Annotated in this window: 16 protein-coding genes; 9 read left to right on the top strand and 7 right to left on the bottom strand. The window is 55.8% G+C overall.

From position 1 onward, the window contains the following. The first annotated feature begins 7 nt into the window (after positions 1 to 7). A complete protein-coding gene (locus ACR0FB_RS02890) occupies positions 8 to 793 on the top strand; it encodes a DUF2189 domain-containing protein (RefSeq protein WP_171723087.1) in 786 nt (261 codons plus the stop codon). Between the two features lie 9 nt (positions 794 to 802). Here the strand turns inward: ACR0FB_RS02890 and ACR0FB_RS02885 are convergent, their stop codons facing one another. The 3 genes from ACR0FB_RS02885 to ACR0FB_RS02875 all read right to left on the bottom strand — a co-directional run bounded on the left by ACR0FB_RS02885 (position 803) and on the right by ACR0FB_RS02875 (position 4,218). Further along, a complete protein-coding gene (locus ACR0FB_RS02885; protein ID WP_171631791.1) occupies positions 803 to 1,522 on the bottom strand; it encodes a helix-turn-helix domain-containing protein in 720 nt (239 codons plus the stop codon). A gap of 314 nt (positions 1,523 to 1,836) precedes the next feature. Next, positions 1,837 to 2,397: an acetolactate synthase small subunit gene (ilvN, locus tag ACR0FB_RS02880; protein WP_171631799.1), complete on the bottom strand. Its 561-nt coding sequence runs from the start codon at positions 2,395 to 2,397 to the stop codon at positions 1,837 to 1,839. Positions 2,398 to 2,466: 69 nt separating this feature from the next. Further along, positions 2,467 to 4,218: an acetolactate synthase 3 large subunit gene (locus ACR0FB_RS02875; RefSeq protein WP_480619625.1), complete on the bottom strand. Its 1,752-nt coding sequence runs from the start codon at positions 4,216 to 4,218 to the stop codon at positions 2,467 to 2,469. A 422-nt stretch (positions 4,219 to 4,640) separates the two neighbouring features. On the opposite strand from ACR0FB_RS02875, the gene ACR0FB_RS02870 reads away from it, so the two are divergent. Together ACR0FB_RS02870 and ACR0FB_RS02865 are read left to right on the top strand one after the other, a co-directional pair. Beyond that, the gene (locus ACR0FB_RS02870) at positions 4,641 to 5,486 is read left to right on the top strand and encodes a HalD/BesD family halogenase (RefSeq protein ID WP_480619623.1); all 846 of its coding nucleotides are present in this window, start codon (positions 4,641 to 4,643) and stop codon (positions 5,484 to 5,486) included. A 47-nt stretch (positions 5,487 to 5,533) separates the two neighbouring features. Beyond that, positions 5,534 to 5,905: a bleomycin resistance protein gene (locus ACR0FB_RS02865; protein WP_480490411.1), complete on the top strand. Its 372-nt coding sequence runs from the start codon at positions 5,534 to 5,536 to the stop codon at positions 5,903 to 5,905. Between the two features lie 95 nt (positions 5,906 to 6,000). Here ACR0FB_RS02865 and ACR0FB_RS02860 read toward each other — a convergent pair whose 3' ends face one another. After that, the gene (locus ACR0FB_RS02860; RefSeq protein WP_171631808.1) at positions 6,001 to 6,648 is read right to left on the bottom strand and encodes a response regulator transcription factor; all 648 of its coding nucleotides are present in this window, start codon (positions 6,646 to 6,648) and stop codon (positions 6,001 to 6,003) included. Continuing rightward, positions 6,645 to 8,078, bottom strand: coding sequence for a cache domain-containing protein (locus ACR0FB_RS02855; RefSeq protein ID WP_152458267.1), 1,434 nt, complete (start codon positions 8,076 to 8,078; stop codon positions 6,645 to 6,647). Before ACR0FB_RS02855 ends, ACR0FB_RS02860 begins: the two co-directional genes overlap by 4 nt. A 245-nt stretch (positions 8,079 to 8,323) precedes the next feature. Between ACR0FB_RS02855 and ACR0FB_RS02850 the strand changes: the two genes are divergently transcribed. The 6 genes from ACR0FB_RS02850 to ACR0FB_RS02825 all read left to right on the top strand — a co-directional run bounded on the left by ACR0FB_RS02850 (position 8,324) and on the right by ACR0FB_RS02825 (position 17,494). Further along, positions 8,324 to 9,406: a TRAP transporter substrate-binding protein gene (locus ACR0FB_RS02850; RefSeq protein ID WP_117868673.1), complete on the top strand. Its 1,083-nt coding sequence runs from the start codon at positions 8,324 to 8,326 to the stop codon at positions 9,404 to 9,406. Positions 9,407 to 9,526: 120 nt separating this feature from the next. After that, entirely contained in the window at positions 9,527 to 10,453 is a 927-nt protein-coding gene (locus tag ACR0FB_RS02845; protein ID WP_152458266.1) for a TRAP transporter small permease subunit, read from the top strand. Between the two features lie 17 nt (positions 10,454 to 10,470). Further along, positions 10,471 to 12,825 carry a TRAP transporter large permease gene (locus ACR0FB_RS02840; protein ID WP_171723090.1) on the top strand — a complete coding sequence of 785 codons (2,355 nt, stop codon included), beginning with the start codon at positions 10,471 to 10,473 and terminating at the stop codon, positions 12,823 to 12,825. A gap of 295 nt (positions 12,826 to 13,120) precedes the next feature. Then, on the top strand, positions 13,121 to 14,761 hold the full coding sequence (locus tag ACR0FB_RS02835) for a transposase (RefSeq protein WP_480619621.1): 1,641 nt from the start codon (positions 13,121 to 13,123) through the stop codon (positions 14,759 to 14,761). A gap of 347 nt (positions 14,762 to 15,108) precedes the next feature. Next, the gene (locus tag ACR0FB_RS02830; protein ID WP_480619619.1) at positions 15,109 to 16,290 is read left to right on the top strand and encodes an adenylate/guanylate cyclase domain-containing protein; all 1,182 of its coding nucleotides are present in this window, start codon (positions 15,109 to 15,111) and stop codon (positions 16,288 to 16,290) included. 118 nt (positions 16,291 to 16,408) lie between these two features. Further along, positions 16,409 to 17,494, top strand: a complete 1,086-nt coding sequence (locus ACR0FB_RS02825; protein WP_480619617.1) for a hypothetical protein — start codon at positions 16,409 to 16,411, stop codon at positions 17,492 to 17,494. 483 nt (positions 17,495 to 17,977) lie between these two features. On the opposite strand, the gene ACR0FB_RS02820 is transcribed toward ACR0FB_RS02825, so the two are convergent. Both ACR0FB_RS02820 and ACR0FB_RS02815 read right to left on the bottom strand, forming a co-directional pair. Continuing rightward, the gene (locus ACR0FB_RS02820; protein ID WP_171723091.1) at positions 17,978 to 18,367 is read right to left on the bottom strand and encodes a VOC family protein; all 390 of its coding nucleotides are present in this window, start codon (positions 18,365 to 18,367) and stop codon (positions 17,978 to 17,980) included. 7 nt (positions 18,368 to 18,374) lie between these two features. Next, entirely contained in the window at positions 18,375 to 19,199 is an 825-nt protein-coding gene (locus ACR0FB_RS02815; protein ID WP_480490408.1) for an arginyltransferase, read from the bottom strand. Positions 19,200 to 19,250 lie beyond the last annotated feature (51 nt).

Here is a 19,250-nt window from a genome sequence, read left to right as displayed (position 1 = left end):
AGACAACATGGAAAAACCCTTTGGTGTTCCGGATATGCGACCGGTCGATACCGCCATGCTGCGTACTGCATTGCAGCGCGCCTGGGCCGACTTTCGCCGCGCACCGCTGTTCGGCCTGATTTTTGCGGGGTTTTACGTACTGTCCGGGTGGGCGATGGCGTGGGTGACAATTCAAACCGGAACAACCTTCTGGCTGGTGCTGGCGGCCATCGGGTTTCCGCTGATCGGTCCGTTCGCCGCTGTTGGTCTGTACGAGGTATCGCACAGGCTGGAACAAGGAGAGCCGCTCGATTTTGGCGCGATCTTCGGGGTCGTGATGCAGCAAAGCCGCAGACAATTGCCCTCGATCTGCGCGATCATAGTTGTCGTGTTTCTTTTCTGGTTTTTTCTGGGGCACATGATCTTTGCCCTGTTCATGGGGTTGGCGACGATGACCAACGTGTCGACCTCGCTTGAGGTGTTTCTGACATTGAATGGCCTGACAATGCTGGCCGTCGGCACGGCCGTCGGGGCGGTTTTTGCAACCGTTCTGTACATGATCACCGTTCTGTCGATCCCTCTGCTGCTGGACCGCGAGCTGGATTTTGTAACGGCCATGATCACCAGCTTTACCTACGTGTCAGAGAACTTTCCGGTGATGCTGGCCTGGGGTGCCTTCATCGCGGTGCTGACATTTCTGGCGATGGTGCCCTGGTTTCTGGGGTTGCTGGTGGTTCTGCCGTTGCTGGGACATGCCAGTTGGCATCTTTACCGGCAGATCACGCAGAACGATGAAGAGGAAACACCAACCTGAGACGGAAGGTTACAGGTTCTGAGCCACGTTGTTCGTCGACAAGCGCGCAGCAGCAAAAATGGCCGTCGAGTCGTGCCCAAGGTATTTCAGCACAACGGGTTCGGGCGTTGTCGCATTTGTCGGGCTGATGACCGACCCACGCCAATGAACTGCCGTTCCCGTAGGGTCCGGAGAGATCAGATAGACCCGGCTGTTCTGACCTTCCCGCTGGGAGGTCAGCATATAGACAGTGTCACCGCTTGAGGCTGCTATCCCCTGTATTTCCCGCGCTTTCGGTGTTGCCTCGGGCATTGCCGCGCGCGACACGTAGCCACGGATCAACGTACATTGGGCCAAGGGTCGGGCGTGCAGCAGGGTCATCCGGTGTTCAGCCGAAAGGCTTTCGATTACCGCGTAGAACCCGGGTGAAAACGGGGATTTCTCGATCGCATCCGCACCAGAACCCAAAAACTCTGTCAGGGCCGGAGTTGCGGGGTGTTCTTCGATCTTTTCGATCTCGTCCAGCGGTTTCAGAAGAATGCGGGCATCCACATCGAAGAACCGGCATATACGGTCCAGCACATCCGGTCTGGGAACGCTTTCACCGGAAAGATATCTGTTGAACTGGGTACGGTTTACGCCAAGTTGGCGGCACAGCGCCGAGACCGAGCGATATCGCTTTGCCAATTGCCGAAGGTTCGCACCAAACATTGCGCGAATCTCGGCTGGACTACGAATATCGTCAGTCATGGGTGTCCACGTCTTGCTAAGTTTCCGGAAGAAACCGACAACGCACCGACGCCGAAGCTCGGTGCATATTCAAAAATCGTACAGAATGACCCCAAGCAACGTATCCCCACGTCGCGTTGCGGCGACAAGGCTAACGTTCTCATGTGTAAAGGCAATAGGCTTTATCGGAAAATGCCTGATCTTTTTCCGGAAAAGCCGACCCTATGGCAATTTTAGCGCATTCAGATCGCCAGAGTTGAATTGCAAATCGCCGGCCACCTTAAAAAGTGTTCCCGCCTTGGCTGCAAGACAAGTGCCAAGGCGGGACAGGTCGGTCAATCGCCGCGCAGCAGGGCCGCCACGCCGGTACGCGCGATTTCCATCAGGCCCAGCGGGCGCATCAGGTCAGCAAAAGCGTCGATCTTGTCGGGCGCACCGGTGATTTCGAAGATGAAAGAGTTCAGGGTGCTGTCAACCACATTGGCGCGGAAGATATCGGCCAGACGCAGGGCTTCGACCCGCTTGTCGCCTTCGCCGACGACTTTGATAATGGCCAGTTCGCGTTCAACCGAAGGACCTTCGACCGTCAGGTCATGCACGTCATGGACAGTCACGATCCGGCCCAGCTGCGCCTTGATCTGTTCGATCACCTGCGGTGTGCCTGTGGTGACAATGGTGATGCGGCTCAGGTGTCCTGTGTGATCTACCTCGGCTACGGTAAGGCTTTCGATGTTATAGCCGCGCCCCGAGAACAGTCCGATCACACGGGCCAGGACACCGGGCTCGTTCTCGACCAGCACGGCAATGGTATGGCGTTCCTGCACGTCCGAGAAGGTAGGTCGTAGGTTGTAGGCCGAATGGCGGGTAGCGCCTTTTTTGATATGTAGGGCAGACATTTATGTCCCTTTCATCATCCTTGACAGGTTGAGCGCAGCGCGGCGCTCAACCAAATCCGTCGAATTTTGTTAAACCAGAACCGAGCCTTTGCTGTCGATCACGCCCTGCGTTTCCGCCTCGCCCAACAGCATCTCGTTATGGGCTTTGCCCGACGGGATCATGGGGAAGCAGTTTTCGTGCTTTTCCACCAGACAGTCAAAGATCACCGGACCGTCATAGTTGATCATTTCCATGATCGCGTCGTCCAGATCGGCGGGGTCGGAACACAGGATACCTTTGGCGCCGAACGCCTCGGCGAGTTTCACGAAATCGGGCAGGGCTTCGGACCAGCTGTGCGAATACCGCTCGCCATGCAGCAGTTCCTGCCACTGGCGGACCATGCCAAGGCGTTCGTTGTTCAGGATGAACTGCTTGACCGGCAGGCGGTACTGAGCGGCGGTGCCCATTTCCTGCATGTTCATCAGCCATGATGCTTCACCGGCGACGTTGATCACCAGCGCGTCCGGATGTGCCATCTGCACACCGATGGAGGCGGGGAAGCCATAGCCCATCGTGCCCAACCCGCCCGATGTCATCCAGCGGTTGGGGTCTTCGAACCCAAGGTATTGCGCCGCCCACATCTGATGCTGACCCACCTCGGTGGTGATGTAGCGATCATGCTTTTTTGTCAGTTCTTCAAGCCGTTGCAGAGCGTATTGCGGTTTGATCGACTTTTCGCTGTTGGTGAAGGCCAGGCAGTTGATCTTGCGCCATTCGGCGATCTGCGCCTGCCATTTCTTGACGGCTGCCGCATCCGTCTTGCGCCCGCGTGACTTCCACACCTTCAGAATGTCTTCCAGTACATGCGCCACGTCGCCGACAATCGGGATGTCAACGCGGATGACCTTGTTGATCGAAGACGGATCAATGTCGATATGGGCTTTCTTCGACTTTGGAGAGAACGCGTCGATGCGCCCCGTGATCCGGTCGTCGAACCGTGCACCGATGTTGATCATCAGGTCACAGCCATGCATCGCAAGGTTCGCCTCGTAAAGGCCGTGCATCCCCAGCATACCCAACCAGTTTTCGCCCGATGCCGGATAGGCACCCAGACCCATCAGGGTAGATGTGATCGGGAAGCCGGTGGAATCCACCAATTCGCGCAGCAACTGGCTGGCTGCGGGGCCAGAGTTGATGACGCCACCACCCGTATAGAAAACCGGCTTCTTGGCTTTTTCAATGGCTGCAACAAGCTCGTTGATTTCCTCCAAATCGCCTTTCAGCACAGGCTGGTAGTGCGAGGTCGAAGGTTTCGGACTGTTGTATTCACCCGTGGCAAACTGAACATCCTTGGGAATGTCGATCAGTACCGGTCCGGGACGGCCCGACTTGGCCACATGGAAAGCCTCGTGCAACGTTTCGGCCAGCGAATTCGTGTCCTTTACCAGCCAGTTATGTTTGGTGCAGGGGCGGGTGATACCAACGGTGTCGGCCTCTTGAAAGGCATCCGATCCGATCATGAAGGTCGGGACTTGCCCGGTCAGAACAACGATGGGGATCGAATCCAGCAACGCATCGGTCAGACCGGTGACTGCATTGGTGGCACCGGGGCCGGACGTGACAAGCGCAACGCCCGGTTTTCCCGTCGATCGGGCATAACCTTCGGCCGCGTGGATCGCGCCCTGTTCGTGACGCACCAGAATGTGGCGAATGTCGTTTTGCAGAAAGATCTCATCATAGATCGGTAGCACGGCGCCACCGGGGTATCCGAATACCGTGTCCACGCCCTGATCCTTGAGGGCCTGAACCACCATCTTTGCGCCGGTCATCTCACGTGTCATCTGCTTTGCTCCGTTCGCGACATGTGTCTTGCGTTCGACAAAAAAAAGCCCCCGATTTTTCGGAGGCGCATGGGTTCGATTATGGTTTACCGTTACCGGCCCATGCGCGTGGTTCCTACGATTACGACTAGCGTTCTCATCGCCAGAGGCTCCTTTTTGCTTGGGGGCGACATTATGGTCGGGGGGAAGGGGCGTCAACAGACAATTGCACCAATTTTCTATCTCAGCGGCGGTATTTTGCGACATTTTATTGCGCAGATTGCCGCATGTCGGGAATTTCCGGGAATTCGACGTGAAAATTGGCCGTTTTGTGTGCGGATAAGGCGGTCTGAAAGCGTCAGGCCGATGTCCGAAACGGGCATGATAATTGCTTTTTTCTGCGCCACGCTGAACGTGCAGGGGGCAAAACCCGGAGGCTTGAAATGTTGCAGGACCTGGTTGATCTTGGCCGCTATCCAATCGATCGTCCGGATTCACGGGCTTATGATCAGCTGATCGAGGATTTGAGACGCGAGTTGGAACAGGATGGATGTGCTGTTCTGCCGGGTTTCGTACACGAGGCAGGGGTCAAACTTCTGGTGCAAGAAGCCGAGGGGGTGGCGCCCAAGGCGCACCGGTCCTTCAACAAAACCAACGCCTATTTCACGAAGGACGACCCAAGGCTTGGCATCGCCCATCCGATCCGCCGGTTCTATGATCGTTCGAACGCCTTTGTTCCGGCCGACAATCTTTCGAAATCCGGCCCGCTGCGGCGCATTTACGAGTTCGACGGCTTTCTTCCCTTTGTCCGCGATGCCCTGAATGAACCCGAAGACCGCTTTTTTCGCTACGATGACCCATTGGCGGACGTGATCATCAATGTCGTGGAAGAAGGGCAGGGCTTTCCCTGGCATTTCGACACCAACAACTACACCGTGACGCTGGCCATCCAGAACGGAGAGACGGGCGGCGCGTTCGAGTACGCGCCCAATCTGCGGACGGCGGAAAATGAGAACTTTGATCTGGTAGCCTCGGTTCTCGATGGGAACATGGGGCGGGTTCGCCGGCTGGAACTGCAGCCGGGGGATTTGCAGATCTTCAAGGGCCGGTATTCACTGCACCGGGTTGCTCCGGTCAGCGGCATGTGCCGTCGTTATGTCGGCATCTTTTCCTTTGTCGAGGCTGAAGGCATGTGTGGCGGTGTGGAACGGACGCAGCAATTGTATGGCCGCGTTTTGCCGCATCACTACAAGCGCGCGGGGCTGCGAAAGGATCAATTGCTGGATTGAGTGGTCAACCTCGGTACAATGCATCTGTTTCCTGTCCGGAGAGTCAGATGCCCAGGATTTTGCAGCTTACACCATTTGTGTTGTGCTCGTCCCTGAAGGACCAGATCGACTTCTATTGTGATCGCCTTGGGTTCACCTGTGGGTTCACGCAAGACAATTATGCCTTTTTGAAACGTGGTCCTGTTGCGATCCGCCTTTTGGAGTGCCCGCCGCGGGATGACGGCAAGCCATTGGGTGATGAACACTCCTTCTATATCGATGTTGAAGATATTGATGGGCTTTATGACAGCCTGCGTGACCGATTGGCCGATCTGCCCGAAGGCCGTGTCAGGCCGCCGTTCAATCAGCCCTATAATCAGCGTGAATTCCACGTTCTGGACGAAGACGGAACACTGGTTTTTTTTGGAGAAGGTCTTTGACCCGGCGGGTACCGCTCCCGCCCATCGTCAACACGCCTGCGGCGTGTATCCTCTGGTTGGGCCGGGCAACGCTGCGCGCTGCGGGCGCGTGCAGATCAGAATCCGACGCCGGTCCCTTGCAGTACGCCATGTTCCAAAGCGTAGCGTGTCAGCCCGGCGGTTGAGGATATGCCGAGTTTGCGCTTTATATTCTTTCGGTGCGTTTCGACCGTCCGCACGGAAATATCCAGCGTTTGCGCAACTTCCTTGTTGGACTTGCCCTGCGCCAGTTCAAGCAGAATGGTCTGTTCACGTCCGGTCAGCGCTTCGCGCACGTTGTCGCCCTTGGGCTTAAGCGATCCGCTGGCGCCGGTGCACAGATACCGTTCACCCCGCATCACCGCATCAATGGCCTGCTTGATCTCTTCAGTGGGAACGTCCTTGAGCACGTAACCCTTGGCACCGTGGCTGAGCGCGGTCGAGATATATTCCGGGCTGTCATGCATCGACAGGATCAGGATGCGCGTTTCCGGCAATCGTTCCAGGATGATTTCCGTGGCGCTGAGACCGCCGAGGCCGGGCATGTTCAGATCCATCAGGATCACATCCGGGGCAAGATCAACAGCCTGATCCACTGCCGCCTGTCCGCTGCCAAGCGTACCGACAACTTGGATCTCATCATAGCTTTCGAGGATGGACTGGATGCCCTCGGCCACCATTGGATGGTCGTCGACGATAAGAACTCGGATGCTTTCGGCGCTCATGTGCCGGCCTTTCGGTTCGGAGTTGCGTCTTCCTGCGGCGGCAGAAGGTGGCTCAGCGGCAGACTGACTTCGATGACAGTGCCGCCACGCGGTCCGCGTGATGACAGAATGCGCAGGGACCCGTCAAGCTGTTCGATGCGTTCTTGCATGTTGCGCAACCCGATCCCGGTGCTGGGGGTGCTGGGATCGGTCCGCATGCCCCGGCCATTGTCCGTGATCCGCATGGTTGCACCTTTCTTGTGCCCGCGCAGGTCTATCGTAACATGCGTGGCTCCAGAGTGGCGCTCGATATTGGTCAGCGCCTCTTGCGCGATGCGATACAGGGCAATCTTGCTGTCCTGATCCAGCCGGTTGCGGAACACCACGGTCGAGAATTCCGTCTCGATCCCGGTGCGGTCCCGGAAATCGTCGGTCAGAGCTTTCAGCGCTGGCCCAAGACCCAGATCATCCAACACGCCGGGGCGCAGGTCGCGACTGATGCGGCGGACCTCGGTGATGGCGGTGCCAAGATGGTCAATCCCTTTGTCCAGCGGATCGCGTGCGCCCGCGTCATCGCCGCGGGACAGGCGGCGCCGCGCGTTGTCCAGCGCATAGCGTACACCGACCAGTATCTGGCTGATGCCGTCATGCAGTTCGCGGGCAACGCGGCCACGTTCCTCTTCCTGGGCATCGAAGACGCGCTGGGTCAGTTCCTTCAGCTTGGCGTCTGCAAGTCTGCGCTCGCGGATGTTCAGCAACATGCCGGATGCAAAGACGATGAGCACCGCCGCCACAACGATCGCGCCGATATACATGAAGGTGCGCTGAACGCGGGCCTCGACCTCGGCCCTGGCGTTGGCGACCGTTGCAACGATGTCGTCGATGAAGACCCCGGTTCCCACGACCCAGCGCCAGTCCTGAAGCCCGACGACATAGGCGATCATCTGTGCTTCCTCTCCGGTAGAGGGCTTTTGCCACATGAAGCTGTGCCAACCAGCCCCCTGGCGGGCGAGGCGGATAAACTCGTCAACGATCGGAGTGCCGTCGCTGTCCGTCAACCCTTCCCAGTTTCGGTTGATGAACTGCGTCTGGCGGGGGCTGACCAGGTTGTTGCCGTCATAATCGTAGACAAAGAAGAACCCATCCTGGCCATAGATCATTGCCGACAGGATTTGGGACACGAGGTTTTTCGCGACCTCGTCATCAGGCTCGGCCCGGCCGTAGATATAGGCGAACCCGTTGCGCGCCTGTGTCACGTAGTTGCGCAACTCTTCCTTCTTGGCTTCGACCAGGCTGCGTTCCAGCGCTTCGATCTCACGCTCGGCGGTCGCGCGGGCCTCGTATGCCACAAGCACGGCAATTGCCGCCACGGCCACGACCAGCGGGATTGCCGCAACCAGTGACAATTTCTGCGCATAGGTCAGCGAGACCAGATGTCGGAGTCTTTGCATGGACGAATCGATACGCAAGCGGCGGCGAAAATGCAAAAAGATTGGACTTTGTTCGGGGAATACAGAGATTATCGTCGGGGAAGACGTGATTTGCGGTCTGATTTCTTGCCGGAAATCGCAAAGAATCCGATTCTCTACGCAGTAGTAGGTATTCCCTTTCAGTTCGGTCACATTAGGCTGACGCGCACTGAATGCGACAGGTCCGGTTCTGCCGGACCGTGACTATGAAGGGGAGGAACACTCATATGGATCGTCGTTCATTTCTGAAAAAATCCGCGCTGGGCGGTTCGGCTGCTGCTGCAACTGCTCTGGCAGCACCGGCTTATGCGCAGGGACAGCGTACTCTGACCATGGTGACCTCGTGGGGTCGTGGTCTGGCGGGCGTGTTTGACAGCGCGCAGCGTTGTGCCGACAGCATCAACGCCATGTCGGATGGCAGCCTGAATGTTGAAATCAAGGCAGCGGGCGAGCTGGTTGGCGCCTTCGAAGTATTTGACGCGGTGTCGTCGGGTCAGGCCGACATGTACCATGCCGCTGACTATTACTTTGTGGGTCAGCACCCGGGTTATGCGTTCTTCACGGCCGTTCCTTTCGGCATGACGGCGCAGGAACTGGTGAACTGGTACTATCATGACGGCGGTATGGAGCTGCATGACGAGCTGGGCGAAATCTTTGGCCTGAAGTCCTTCCTGGCCGGCAACACCGGTGCGCAGGCGGGTGGCTGGTACTCGAAAGAGATCAACAGCCCCGAAGACTTCAACGGTCTGAAGTTCCGTATGCCGGGTCTGGGCGGCAAGGCACTGGGTAAACTGGGCGCATCGGTCCAGAACATTCCGGGGTCGGAAGTGTATCAGGCGCTGTCGTCCGGCGCCATCGACGGTACCGAGTGGATCGGTCCATGGGCCGACGAAAAGGCCGGCTTCCAGGAAATCACCAAGACCTACTACACTGCGGGCTTCCACGAGCCGGGCGCAGGTCTGTCGCTGGCAACCAACCGCGACGTGTTCAATGAACTGACCCCGGCACAGCAGAAGATCATCGAGATCGCTGCCGCCGAAGCGCACCAGTGGAACCTGGCACAGTTCCTGGCCAACAACGGCGCAGCGCTGCAGCGTCTGCAGGCGGGTGGCGTCAAGGTCCTGGAATTCCCGGACAGTGTCTGGGACGCGTTTGGTCAGGCCAGCCAGGAAGTTCTGGACGAGAACATGGGCGATGAGCTGTTCAAGAAGATCCACGACAGCGCGATGACGTCGATGGCAGCATCGTCTGCTTGGAACAACCTGTCATCGGGTGTTTACACCGCTCAGCGCGACCGTGTTCGCGGCTAAGCCATTCTGATCCAAGAAAAACCGGTTCCCCCGCGGCGCGGGGGAGCCTTTCCCGTTGCGCTAAGGGGTTTGGGCAAGCAACAATAATCCCATGCACAACTGAGACGACCTGGGGACAACATGCAGGACGAAAACGGTATCTCGTTCTTCGGCGCCCTGTGGAATGGACTGGTCTGGTTCATTCAGAACATTGCCGAAGCCTTCTATAATTTCGGATACGCCATCACGCATCCGCAACTCTGGCTGGACTGGTCCGACAAGGCGTCGATCATGCGCTTTGTCTATTACGGCGGTTCGGTCGAGTTCTTCTTTGTGGTGTTCACGTTCTTTCTGGTTCTGACGGCCATCGGGCTGTACTACCGGAACTTCATGTGGGCCATCGTGCGGGGCCTTGAGGGGTTCGCCAATACCACCGGGCGTTTCTTTGCCTGGGCGGGCCTTTTGATGGTGATCCAGCAGATCGTGATCGTTTTCATGCAGCGGGTATTTACCAGACCCGATATGTCCTTTGGTTTGGGTATCCCGTTCCAGATGGATATCAGTTGGTTCGCGGAAGAACTGAAGCTGTATAATGCGATGGTTGTCTGCCTGTGCTGTACCTACACATTCGTGCAGGGTGGGCATGTGCGCGTTGACCTCATTTATGCCGGCATCAGCCACCGTGCCAAACGGGTGGTTGATATGTGCGGTGCGGTTTTGTTCATGATGCCGATGGCGGTGCTGACCTGGATGTATGGCTGGTACTTCATGTGGCGGCACCTGATCGTGCCGAAACCGTCGGCCAGTGACACGCTGGACCGACTGGTGGCCAAGTCCCGTGCGCTGCGCTGGAACGTGGAAACCATTGGGTTCAGCCCCAACGGATTCAACGCCTACTTCCTGTTCAAGATCTTGCTGGTGGCCTTTGCGGCCATGGTGTTCCTGCACGCAATCGCATTCCTGTACCGGTCGTATCTGGAATACGTGGAAGGGCCGGAAAGCACCGGAAAATACCTCGACAAGGACAGCCTTGGTGAGGGTGAAGAAGCCTATGAAGGCGCACATTAGGGACGGAGACCCAGACTATGTTGTTCGGACTTGATGGCGTCGAGATAGGCCTCATTATCGTATTTTTCTGCCTCTTTGGGGGCATCCTTTCCGGCTTCCCGGTGGCCTTTGCCATCGGCGGCGCCGGGGTGATTTCCTTTGGGATCATCGCGGCACTGGACAGTGCCGGGCTGTTGATCCACCAGGCAATCGACACAGGCTCGCAAGCCTATCGGGATATTGTAAATTCCGGGGTAAAACCTGATGTCATATCGGTATTCCGATACCCGGATCTGCCAAGGATAGCCGAGCCGGTCTTTGTCTCTGGCTGGGAAACCGCGCTGGACCGCAACGTGTCGTTCATCGTCAATCGCATGAACGAGCGCGTACTGGCAGGGCAGTCCATTGAGACCCTGTTGGCCGTGCTGATGTTCGTTCTGATGGGGATCACGCTGGAACGCTCCAAGATCGCGAACGATCTGCTGACGACGATGGCGCGCGTCTTTGGACCGCTTCCGGGTGGTCTGGCCGTGTCCATCGTGGTTGTGGGGGCGTTCTTGGCGGCCTCTACCGGCATCGTCGGCGCGACCGTGGTGACCATGGGCCTGCTGGCCTTGCCGACCATGCTGCGGAACAACTACTCGCCCGAGCTCGCCACGGGTGTGATCGCGGCGTCGGGGACGCTGGGGCAGATCATTCCGCCGTCTATCGTGATCGTTCTGCTTGGCACATTGGCGGGTGATCTGTATTCCACGGCGCAAGAGACGCGGGCCGTTGAGGCGGGATGTACCGATGCGTTGACCTATCTGGGGGAACCCGCGGTTGTCTCGGTCGGAACCTTGTTCCAGGCGGCTCTTTTGCCGGGGATCCTTCTGGCTTTGCTTTATGCGTTGTATGCGTTTGGTTATGCATTGCTGAATCCCCATAAGGCACCTGCCGTGGCGCTGTCAGGCGGGTCGGGTGAGCCGATCACCCGGTCCGAAGGTCTGACTTGGCTGCTGGGGGCACCGGTTGCGCTGATTGTCGGCACCGTGTTGCTGGGCAATGTCGGCCTGATCGGCAGCCAGAACATTTCGGTCTCGGCTTTCTCGGACATCGGACAGGGCGCATCGTTGCGAACCAACGTGTCGGAAGAATGCAAGGTATCGATGATCGATCTTCATGGTCAGGCCGCCTGGGATCAGGCCGTCGCCGAGCAGGACGCCATTGACGCCGCTGGCGGTGCAGCTGAGTCTCAGCGCCTGACAGAAGAAGAACTGGCCGCCGCACAACAGGAAATGATTGCATCAGCCGCACCAATTGGAACGGGTGTCGCGATCACCGTCGTGCTGCTGGGCCTTACTCTGGTTCTGGGTCGTGGCATCGCCCCCTCGCGTACGCCTCAGCCGCTTATCGTTGGTGCGATTGGTCTGCTTCTTATGGTGTTGGTCGATATCTTGCTGATTTCGCCCACGACTTCTTCGGGGGCGACGTTCCTGTTGCTCGCGTTGCCATTTGCGCTGGCCATGTATGGTTGCAAGGAAGCCGCAGCGCGATGTGCGACCAATGACCTGATCCGCGTGGTCTTCCCGCCACTGGTTCTGATCATCGCTGTTCTGGGGTCGATCCTGGGGGGCGTGACCAACCCGACGCCGGCGGCGGCGCTGGGTGCGGGTGGCGCGATCATGCTGGCGGCCTATCGCAAGCTGCAGGATCAGGGGCGATCGGGCAAGGTGATCATCTGGTCGACCTTTGCCGTGATCATCGCCTTGCTGATGGGGGTGAACTTTGACCTGCGGGTCAATCAGGGCAATGTGACGTTGGAGACCTGGATCGCCTTCATCATCGCGTATGCGGCCTATCTGTACGCCTTGTTCGGGCTGCTGTTCGGGTGCTGGGTGCTGTACTCCAGCGGAGTTCTGACCCCGGTGGTGCGCGAGACGGCCAAGGTGACCTCGATGGTGTTTACCATCCTGATCGGATCCCAATTGCTGAACCTGGTGGTGATCTCGTTCGGAGGGGAGCACTATATCCAGCAATTCCTGAAGAGTTTTGACAACGAGTTCACGGTCTTCCTGATCGTGATGCTGGTTTTGTTCATACTGGGCTTCGTGCTGGATTTCCTCGAGATCATCTACATCGTGATCCCGATCGTTGGGCCGGTGATCTATGGCGGTTCGTTCGACCCGAAATGGGTGACGATCATGGTGGCGGTGAACCTGCAAACATCCTTCCTGACACCCCCGTTCGGGTTCGCGTTGTTCTACTTGCGAGGGGTTGCGCCGAAGGAAGTGACGACGGGCCATATCTATCGCGGGATCATTCCGTTTGTTCTGATCCAGGTGGTAGGGATCGCAATTCTGTGGTTCTTCCCGGCGATTGTCACGATCGTACCGGACCTGATCCCGAACTGATCCGGATCATCAAAATGCAAAAGGGGGCCCGAAGGCCAAGCCACTATAGGTAAATGTTGACGAGCTATCGACCAGCAGTTAGGCTGCTGGTCGTTTTCGTTTAGAAATAAGAGCTTGTGACGTGCCGGAACCCAATAAGGCTTCGCAAAAATCTGCGAACAAAATGAGAACTCGGCTTCCTCGCCTGCCTGGAGGTTTCTCAGTCAATTTTTGCCGCAATCCACTTTGTGACCTTTACGGCGTATTACCTGACCCACGAGATGGGCGCGGACGACCAGCTACTCCTGGTTCGAACATGGCACGGGGCAAGGTCTCCGGTTCTGGAGATGAGCGCACCTATGTTTGTCCAAGTTGCCGACGGTCTAGCATCCTCAAGTCCAACAAGGCTCTGGCGGAAGAATACGCAAGGCTCTCCCGCCTGAATAGAAGAACAAAACGTGAAAGTTGTCCGAGTGTTGCATGTATCAATCATGGAGCGACCGTTGGGCTCATGCCGAGCCGGTATCGAAAGTTCGGTAAGACGGCCAAAGGAGATCCAAGATATCAGTGCAAAGCGTGTAAGAAGACCTTTTCGATTGGTCGCTCAACGAGACGACAAAAGCGAAGCGACCTAAATGGTAAAGTCTTTAGATCGCTGGTTAATGGCGTGACGCTTTCAGCTATCTCACGATTACTCGATACATCACTTCCGGATGTCTATTCGAAGATCGACTTCATTCACGAGCAATGCCAAGCGTTTGCAGCAGATCGGGAGAAGCGACTGCCCGAAGTTTTTGAAGGTGACTGTCCTCACTTTGCCACGGACACACAAATCCTTCAGGTGAACTGGCCCGACAAAGGTATTCGTAAACTGGTAGAAGTGCGCCACATGTGTACCGTCCACAGCGACAGCAAGTATGTCATTGCGTCTACAACAGATGTTGATCCTGACGTTCACCCGCTTGCCGTCGAAAAGGCGATGGATATTATCGGAGACAAAGAAAAACCTCGTTCTATGCGGGAGAACGCTCGGATTTGGTTTGCCAGTGAATACATCGAGTACATTTGCAAACGACACGAGGCGACCAACCCAAAATCAAGTAGGTGGCACCGTAACAAAAAGCCAAGAGAACTTGACGACGATATCAGGCTCCTTGAGATGGCCGCTAGGGTTCGACAAGACGCGGCCGAGTTTGCGCATATCATGCTGCTCAAGAAGAAGATCGGTCGGAAGTATCGACTGCTGAACTTTTCAGTTGACCGCGATACCGGTGTCTCTTCAGCCTTTTTGGCTGTGTTCAAAAATGAAGTGCAGAAGAGAGTGGTGCGGATTGCAGACGTCACCATGGCAAAGAATGAAAGCCATCCGCGACGCCTGGGGTTTGTGGCTGATGGTAACAAGGAATTAGAGCGCGTGGAGTATTTGATGCGTCAGGCAGGGTACTTGCCTGGAGACGGTGATCAGGCTGTCTCCAGGCCACAGGACGGCGCCATGGAGTACCTTTTGGAAGCCTCCTTTGGCAATGTGGCACTCTCCGACATCAGGGCGCTCCTAATGGATCATACCGGTCAGTCTGAATCGGCCGGCATTCACTATCCGTTCCACTTCATCAACGAGCCGCATAAGCGGGTGATTTTCCGCACTGACCCGACACGATTAGACTTTGCCCAGATGGCCCAGTTCGCAGTTCGGGCGGGAACGCATCCGGTGGACATGTATCACGCTCGGGCACGAACTAAGGTCATGGGATTTGAGCGTGGCTTGGCAACCTCGGGCCGCAGAAGTCTGTGGTACTACAAGCAGTACTACAATCCGGTCATGGTTATGAAGCTGGTGGACATCTTGAGGTTTGCCCATAACTACACCGACCTCATGGTAAAAGAACACAAGAGCCCAGCTATGAAGCTCGGTATTGCAAAGGGCTTTGTGTATGATCGGGATCTCTTCAGTTTCTGAACTCGGCAACCCAAAAAACCGCCGTTCGTTTTTGCGTTACCCAAAGGCTGCTCTGCGCAACAAAGCTGACGTTCGCGGTATGGCTACCAAAGTCTGCTATTGTTCCGGACAATCAACAAACAATAACTTTGGATGGTGTTGTATTAGTCAAGAAATAGCATTCTCTGAGTTTTAGAGACGTTTTCCAGTAGGCTTGGCTACATTCTCTGACAAATGAAATCATTTCGCTTGAAAATAAGCTAAGCGGGCAGCGCCATCACCACTTGTTGATACAGCATCCAAAATCTGCCAGCATACTTTGAAATGTCCTACTTCGAACATCATGTAAGTATTTTTGCGAGTTTGATGTGTACAAAAACTCAAAGCGACTATTGACGATATTGGCGGCAGATGTTGCTGGGTTTACGAAGTTCGTTTCTGAGGATGAAGAGGCTACCCTATATCGTCTCGCAGAGCTTCGTTCGATTATGGATCCGATTATCAAGTCTTACGGAGGCAGGATCGCAAACACGGCAGGCGATAGCGTGCTGGCGTGTTTTGACAATCCCACCGGCGCGGTGGAAGCCGCTATTTCCATTCAAGAACAACACAATGCTAACAATGCTCAGCTTAGAACAAGTGACCGCATGAGGTACCGGATCGGTATCAATATTGGTGAGGTCGTTCAGCAACCCAATGGTGATTTGTTGGGTCACGGAGTGAATGTAGCATCAAGGCTTGAGATGATTTCGGAACCCGGTGGAATCTGTTTAGCCGAAAACGTTATTGAGCAAGTCAAAGGAAGCTTGGATTACCGCTTCACAAAAATCGGCGAGCATTTTGTCAAAAACCTTGATCAACCATTGAAGGTGTACAAAGTAGGTGAGGCCACCCTGCCAACCTACGAGAAAGCCGCGCGACGACTTCAGGCTTGGGTTCGTGGGCAGTACTTTTTGCCCCTCTTGTTCGCAGTTGTATTAATATCTATTGGCTTCTCAGCCTTTGTCCTTCTGTCAAACAAATCCGACGAAGCCAAAAGTTTTGACCCTGAATACCTCGAGGACTTTCTGACCTTAGATCCATCTCCCGAAGAATTGCTCGAAATTTTTGATTTAGTAACCGTCGGCGAATACAAGGATTCGACTTACTACGTAATTAGAACGTGGGGCGCAGAATTTGAGATTCTTGAAAAGGTTTCCGAAGCCTTGGGTGGACACCTCGTTACCATCACTGACCGAGAAGAAAACGACTTTGTGTATCAACTGACGCTGGAAGATGATGGGCACTGGGCGTTTGAGGGAAACCTCGCTCTGGGACCATTAATTGGCTTGGTGCAGGACCCCGAAGGCGCGGAGCCTGATGGTGGCTGGGGATGGGCAAATAATGAGCCGATGAATTTCTCCAATTGGAAGCGGGGTAGTCCCGACAACAGCAGCGGCAATCAGGATTTCGGAAATTTTCAAGGCCCTAATGTTCCCAAATCCAGCCCTCTTTGGAACGACACAACAATATGGAAGCGTTCGTTCATAGTTGAGGTTCCCAAACCCTAATTCCGAAATGTACCAGTTACAGTTTTGCGGAAGGTTCGTAATTCAAGAGTGGTGCTTGACTGATTCCCGAACACCTCACTAGCATCAGTGATAAGTATTCTAGTGGGATATTGGTGATATGCGGTCATTTTTCGTTTTAATTTTAATATGTTGTGTTGGGGTTTTAGGGGCAAAACCCGTGGCGGCCGATTTCGCAAACGCCCAAAAAAGACTGGAATTCTTCTCTGCGAATAGTTCCTACCGAAATGCCTGGTGCCCGGAACGTAAGCCTTCCAAATTCACAACCGCACCAATCACTCAACCCTTCAAAACAGCATCAGGCAAAGACCGACCTCCCGCTGTTTTCATGAATGAGCTCGGCGCAGCAAATTCCCATCTACTTCGTACCGGATCCAAGGCGGACGCCAGCCGGATCGCCGATCAACTTGCAGCCGCCGCTCAGGCCAGATCATTCGAAAAACAAGGTTTGTACGATGGCGTTAAGGTAGACGCAGCCTGGTGGCAAGCGAACATCCTACTCAACTTGTCGATGGTGCACAGTTCACTAAGCGCAATTCTGGGAAAAAATGACCCAAGAGTTGTCGCAATTGCGGAGTGGGGAGATCGGCTTGCAGCAAGGGCAGGCTCAGTAGGCGGTTTCGAGCAGATGTACGGCAAAGAAGGCCATGCCGCCCGTGCGGCTGGGCTTTTGGCATGGGGTGCAGAAACAGGTAATCGAAAAGCGTTCAAAAAAGGTGAAAGAGATCTAGCATATCTAGCGCGGCAAATGCGCCCGAATGCCCCTTTGGCCGGTACATTTGACCAAGCTCGCAACAAACGTCCGGCCAAGCGGCAACTACACTACACGTTTATCACATACGGGTACCTCGTGCTTGCGATGGATGCATCGCGGCGTGGCGGTGGAAAAGGCTTTCGACATAAGAGCCGTCAGACAGATATCCATGGAGCATTGGTATGGCTTGTTCAGTCATCAGCTGCGCCGAATAACCCAGTTGGCTTAAGCGGTCCCCAAGATACATTTTTCTGGACTACGCGAAGCGATAGGTACCACAACCTTGCTTGGGCGGAGGCCTATCTTCGCAACTATCCCAACACCCAAGCTGGATTGCTTTTGAAAAGAAAACTCAAAGGCCAACGTTCGCGCGGCGTGTTTGCCGGGTGGTATGGTGGCAACCTGACCTGTTCTCTTGGCCCGGGCAGTTAAGGCCGACCAAATATCGTGAGTGCCGTTTGTTTACGCTTGAAAACGGGAGCGACAAAGCGGGGAACTTGTCATCACGTGCCATGTTCATTAAATTCATGGTGAAGCGTAGTGTGCAAGAAACACCGCCACCAGTGAGCCTGTGGTGCCAACCTCTCGGACAACACGGTACAATGTTGATTGGTTTCTTAGTCGTGGCTGGAAACAAAGCCGACGTTCGTGCACCATGCAGTATCAGGCACTATGGGCTCGAAGCGGTCCTTCGCTGCACCAAAATCGAACGTCTGATAGTTGGCGCCAATTTTCGAACTTCTCAATCTGAGCACAAAGGGAAAGAGGCTGAACTCTCAGCCTCTTTCAACATTTACCTATAGGGCCTTGCCCGAAGGCCCCCTTTTTCTTGTTTGTTGCTGAGAAGGGGCCAGCCCCTTCTTGCCCTGCTGCCAATTCATCCCCGGGATATTTTCGGCCAGATGAAGAAGCGGATCAGGTGAATTGGATCAGATCCCAGCGGTTGTCATAAGGATCGCACCAGACGGCGACTGTGCCATAGGTTTCGACGCGGGGGGGTTCTTCGAAATGGACCCCATTGGCACGCATCTGTGTGTAGTCGCGTTGGAAATCATCGGTTTGAAGGAAAAAGCCCACACGGCCGCCGGTCTGGTTGCCGATGGCGGCGCGTTGTTCGGGCCCGTCGGCTTTGGCCAGAAGAAGGGCGCCGCCGTCTGAACCCGGCGGTGTGATCAGGACCCAGCGTTTTCCGCCTCCGAGATCGATGTCCTTCAAGAGCTGGAAGCCAAGTCTTTCCGTATAAAACGCAAGTGCGTCATCGTAATCCGGCACCACGAGGGTGACGGCGTGCAGCTTCTGTTTCATCGGATGGTCAGCCCTTGGTGGGGTGGCGGTCGGGAAGCTGGATATTGGCCACTTGCTCGGCAATCGGAGCGGTGGACAGGGGGTGCCGTGAGGAAGCGCAGAAGGTATCAGGATCTGTGATCTTTTGCCATTCGCCCTGAACATAGGCTTCAAGCCCGGAGAATTTTGCCTTGTAACCCATCTTGGGGCTGCCGGGGACCCAATAGCCCAGGTAGATATAGGGCAGGCCAGCTTCGCGCGCGATCTCGATGTGGTCCAGGATCATATAGGTGCCCAGAGAATTCTGAGGCTGGTTCGGATCGTAGAAAGAGTAGACCATGCTCAGCCCATCATCGAGCACGTCGGTCAGGCTGACAGCGATCAGGTCGCCGGTCTCAGGATCTGCATACTCCACCACTCGGCTTCGAATCGGGGTTTCTTCGATCATTGCCGCAAATTCGAACACATCCATGTCGGCCATGCCGCCATCGGCGTGCCGGGTGTCAAGATAGCGGCGGAACAGCTCATACTGCTCGTCCGTGGCCCAGGGCGATGTGGCGCGGCGTTGCAGATATCCATTGCGTTTCACAGCGCGTTTCTGGCTTTTTGTCCGGCGGAAAGCCGAGACGTCGATCCGGGCGGACAGGCAGGCTGCGCAATCTGTGCAGGAAGGGCGGTAGAGCACATTCTGCGACCGGCGAAACCCCTGCTGCGACAGGGAATTGTTCAACTGTTCCGCACCTTCGCCCTGAAGCGCGGTGAACAGCTTACGCTCCATCCTGCCATCGAGATAGGGGCAGGGTTGCGGGGCCGTGACATAGAATTGTGGCGCAATTGGCAGCGTGTGTCGCATGAAGTTCCCAGATAGCCTCGGGAGGGATGATAGCAACCGTTCCCGAGGCCG

Source organism: Ruegeria sp. P10, from assembly GCF_056534925.1.
This window is presented reverse-complemented; position numbering and strand designations above follow the sequence as displayed.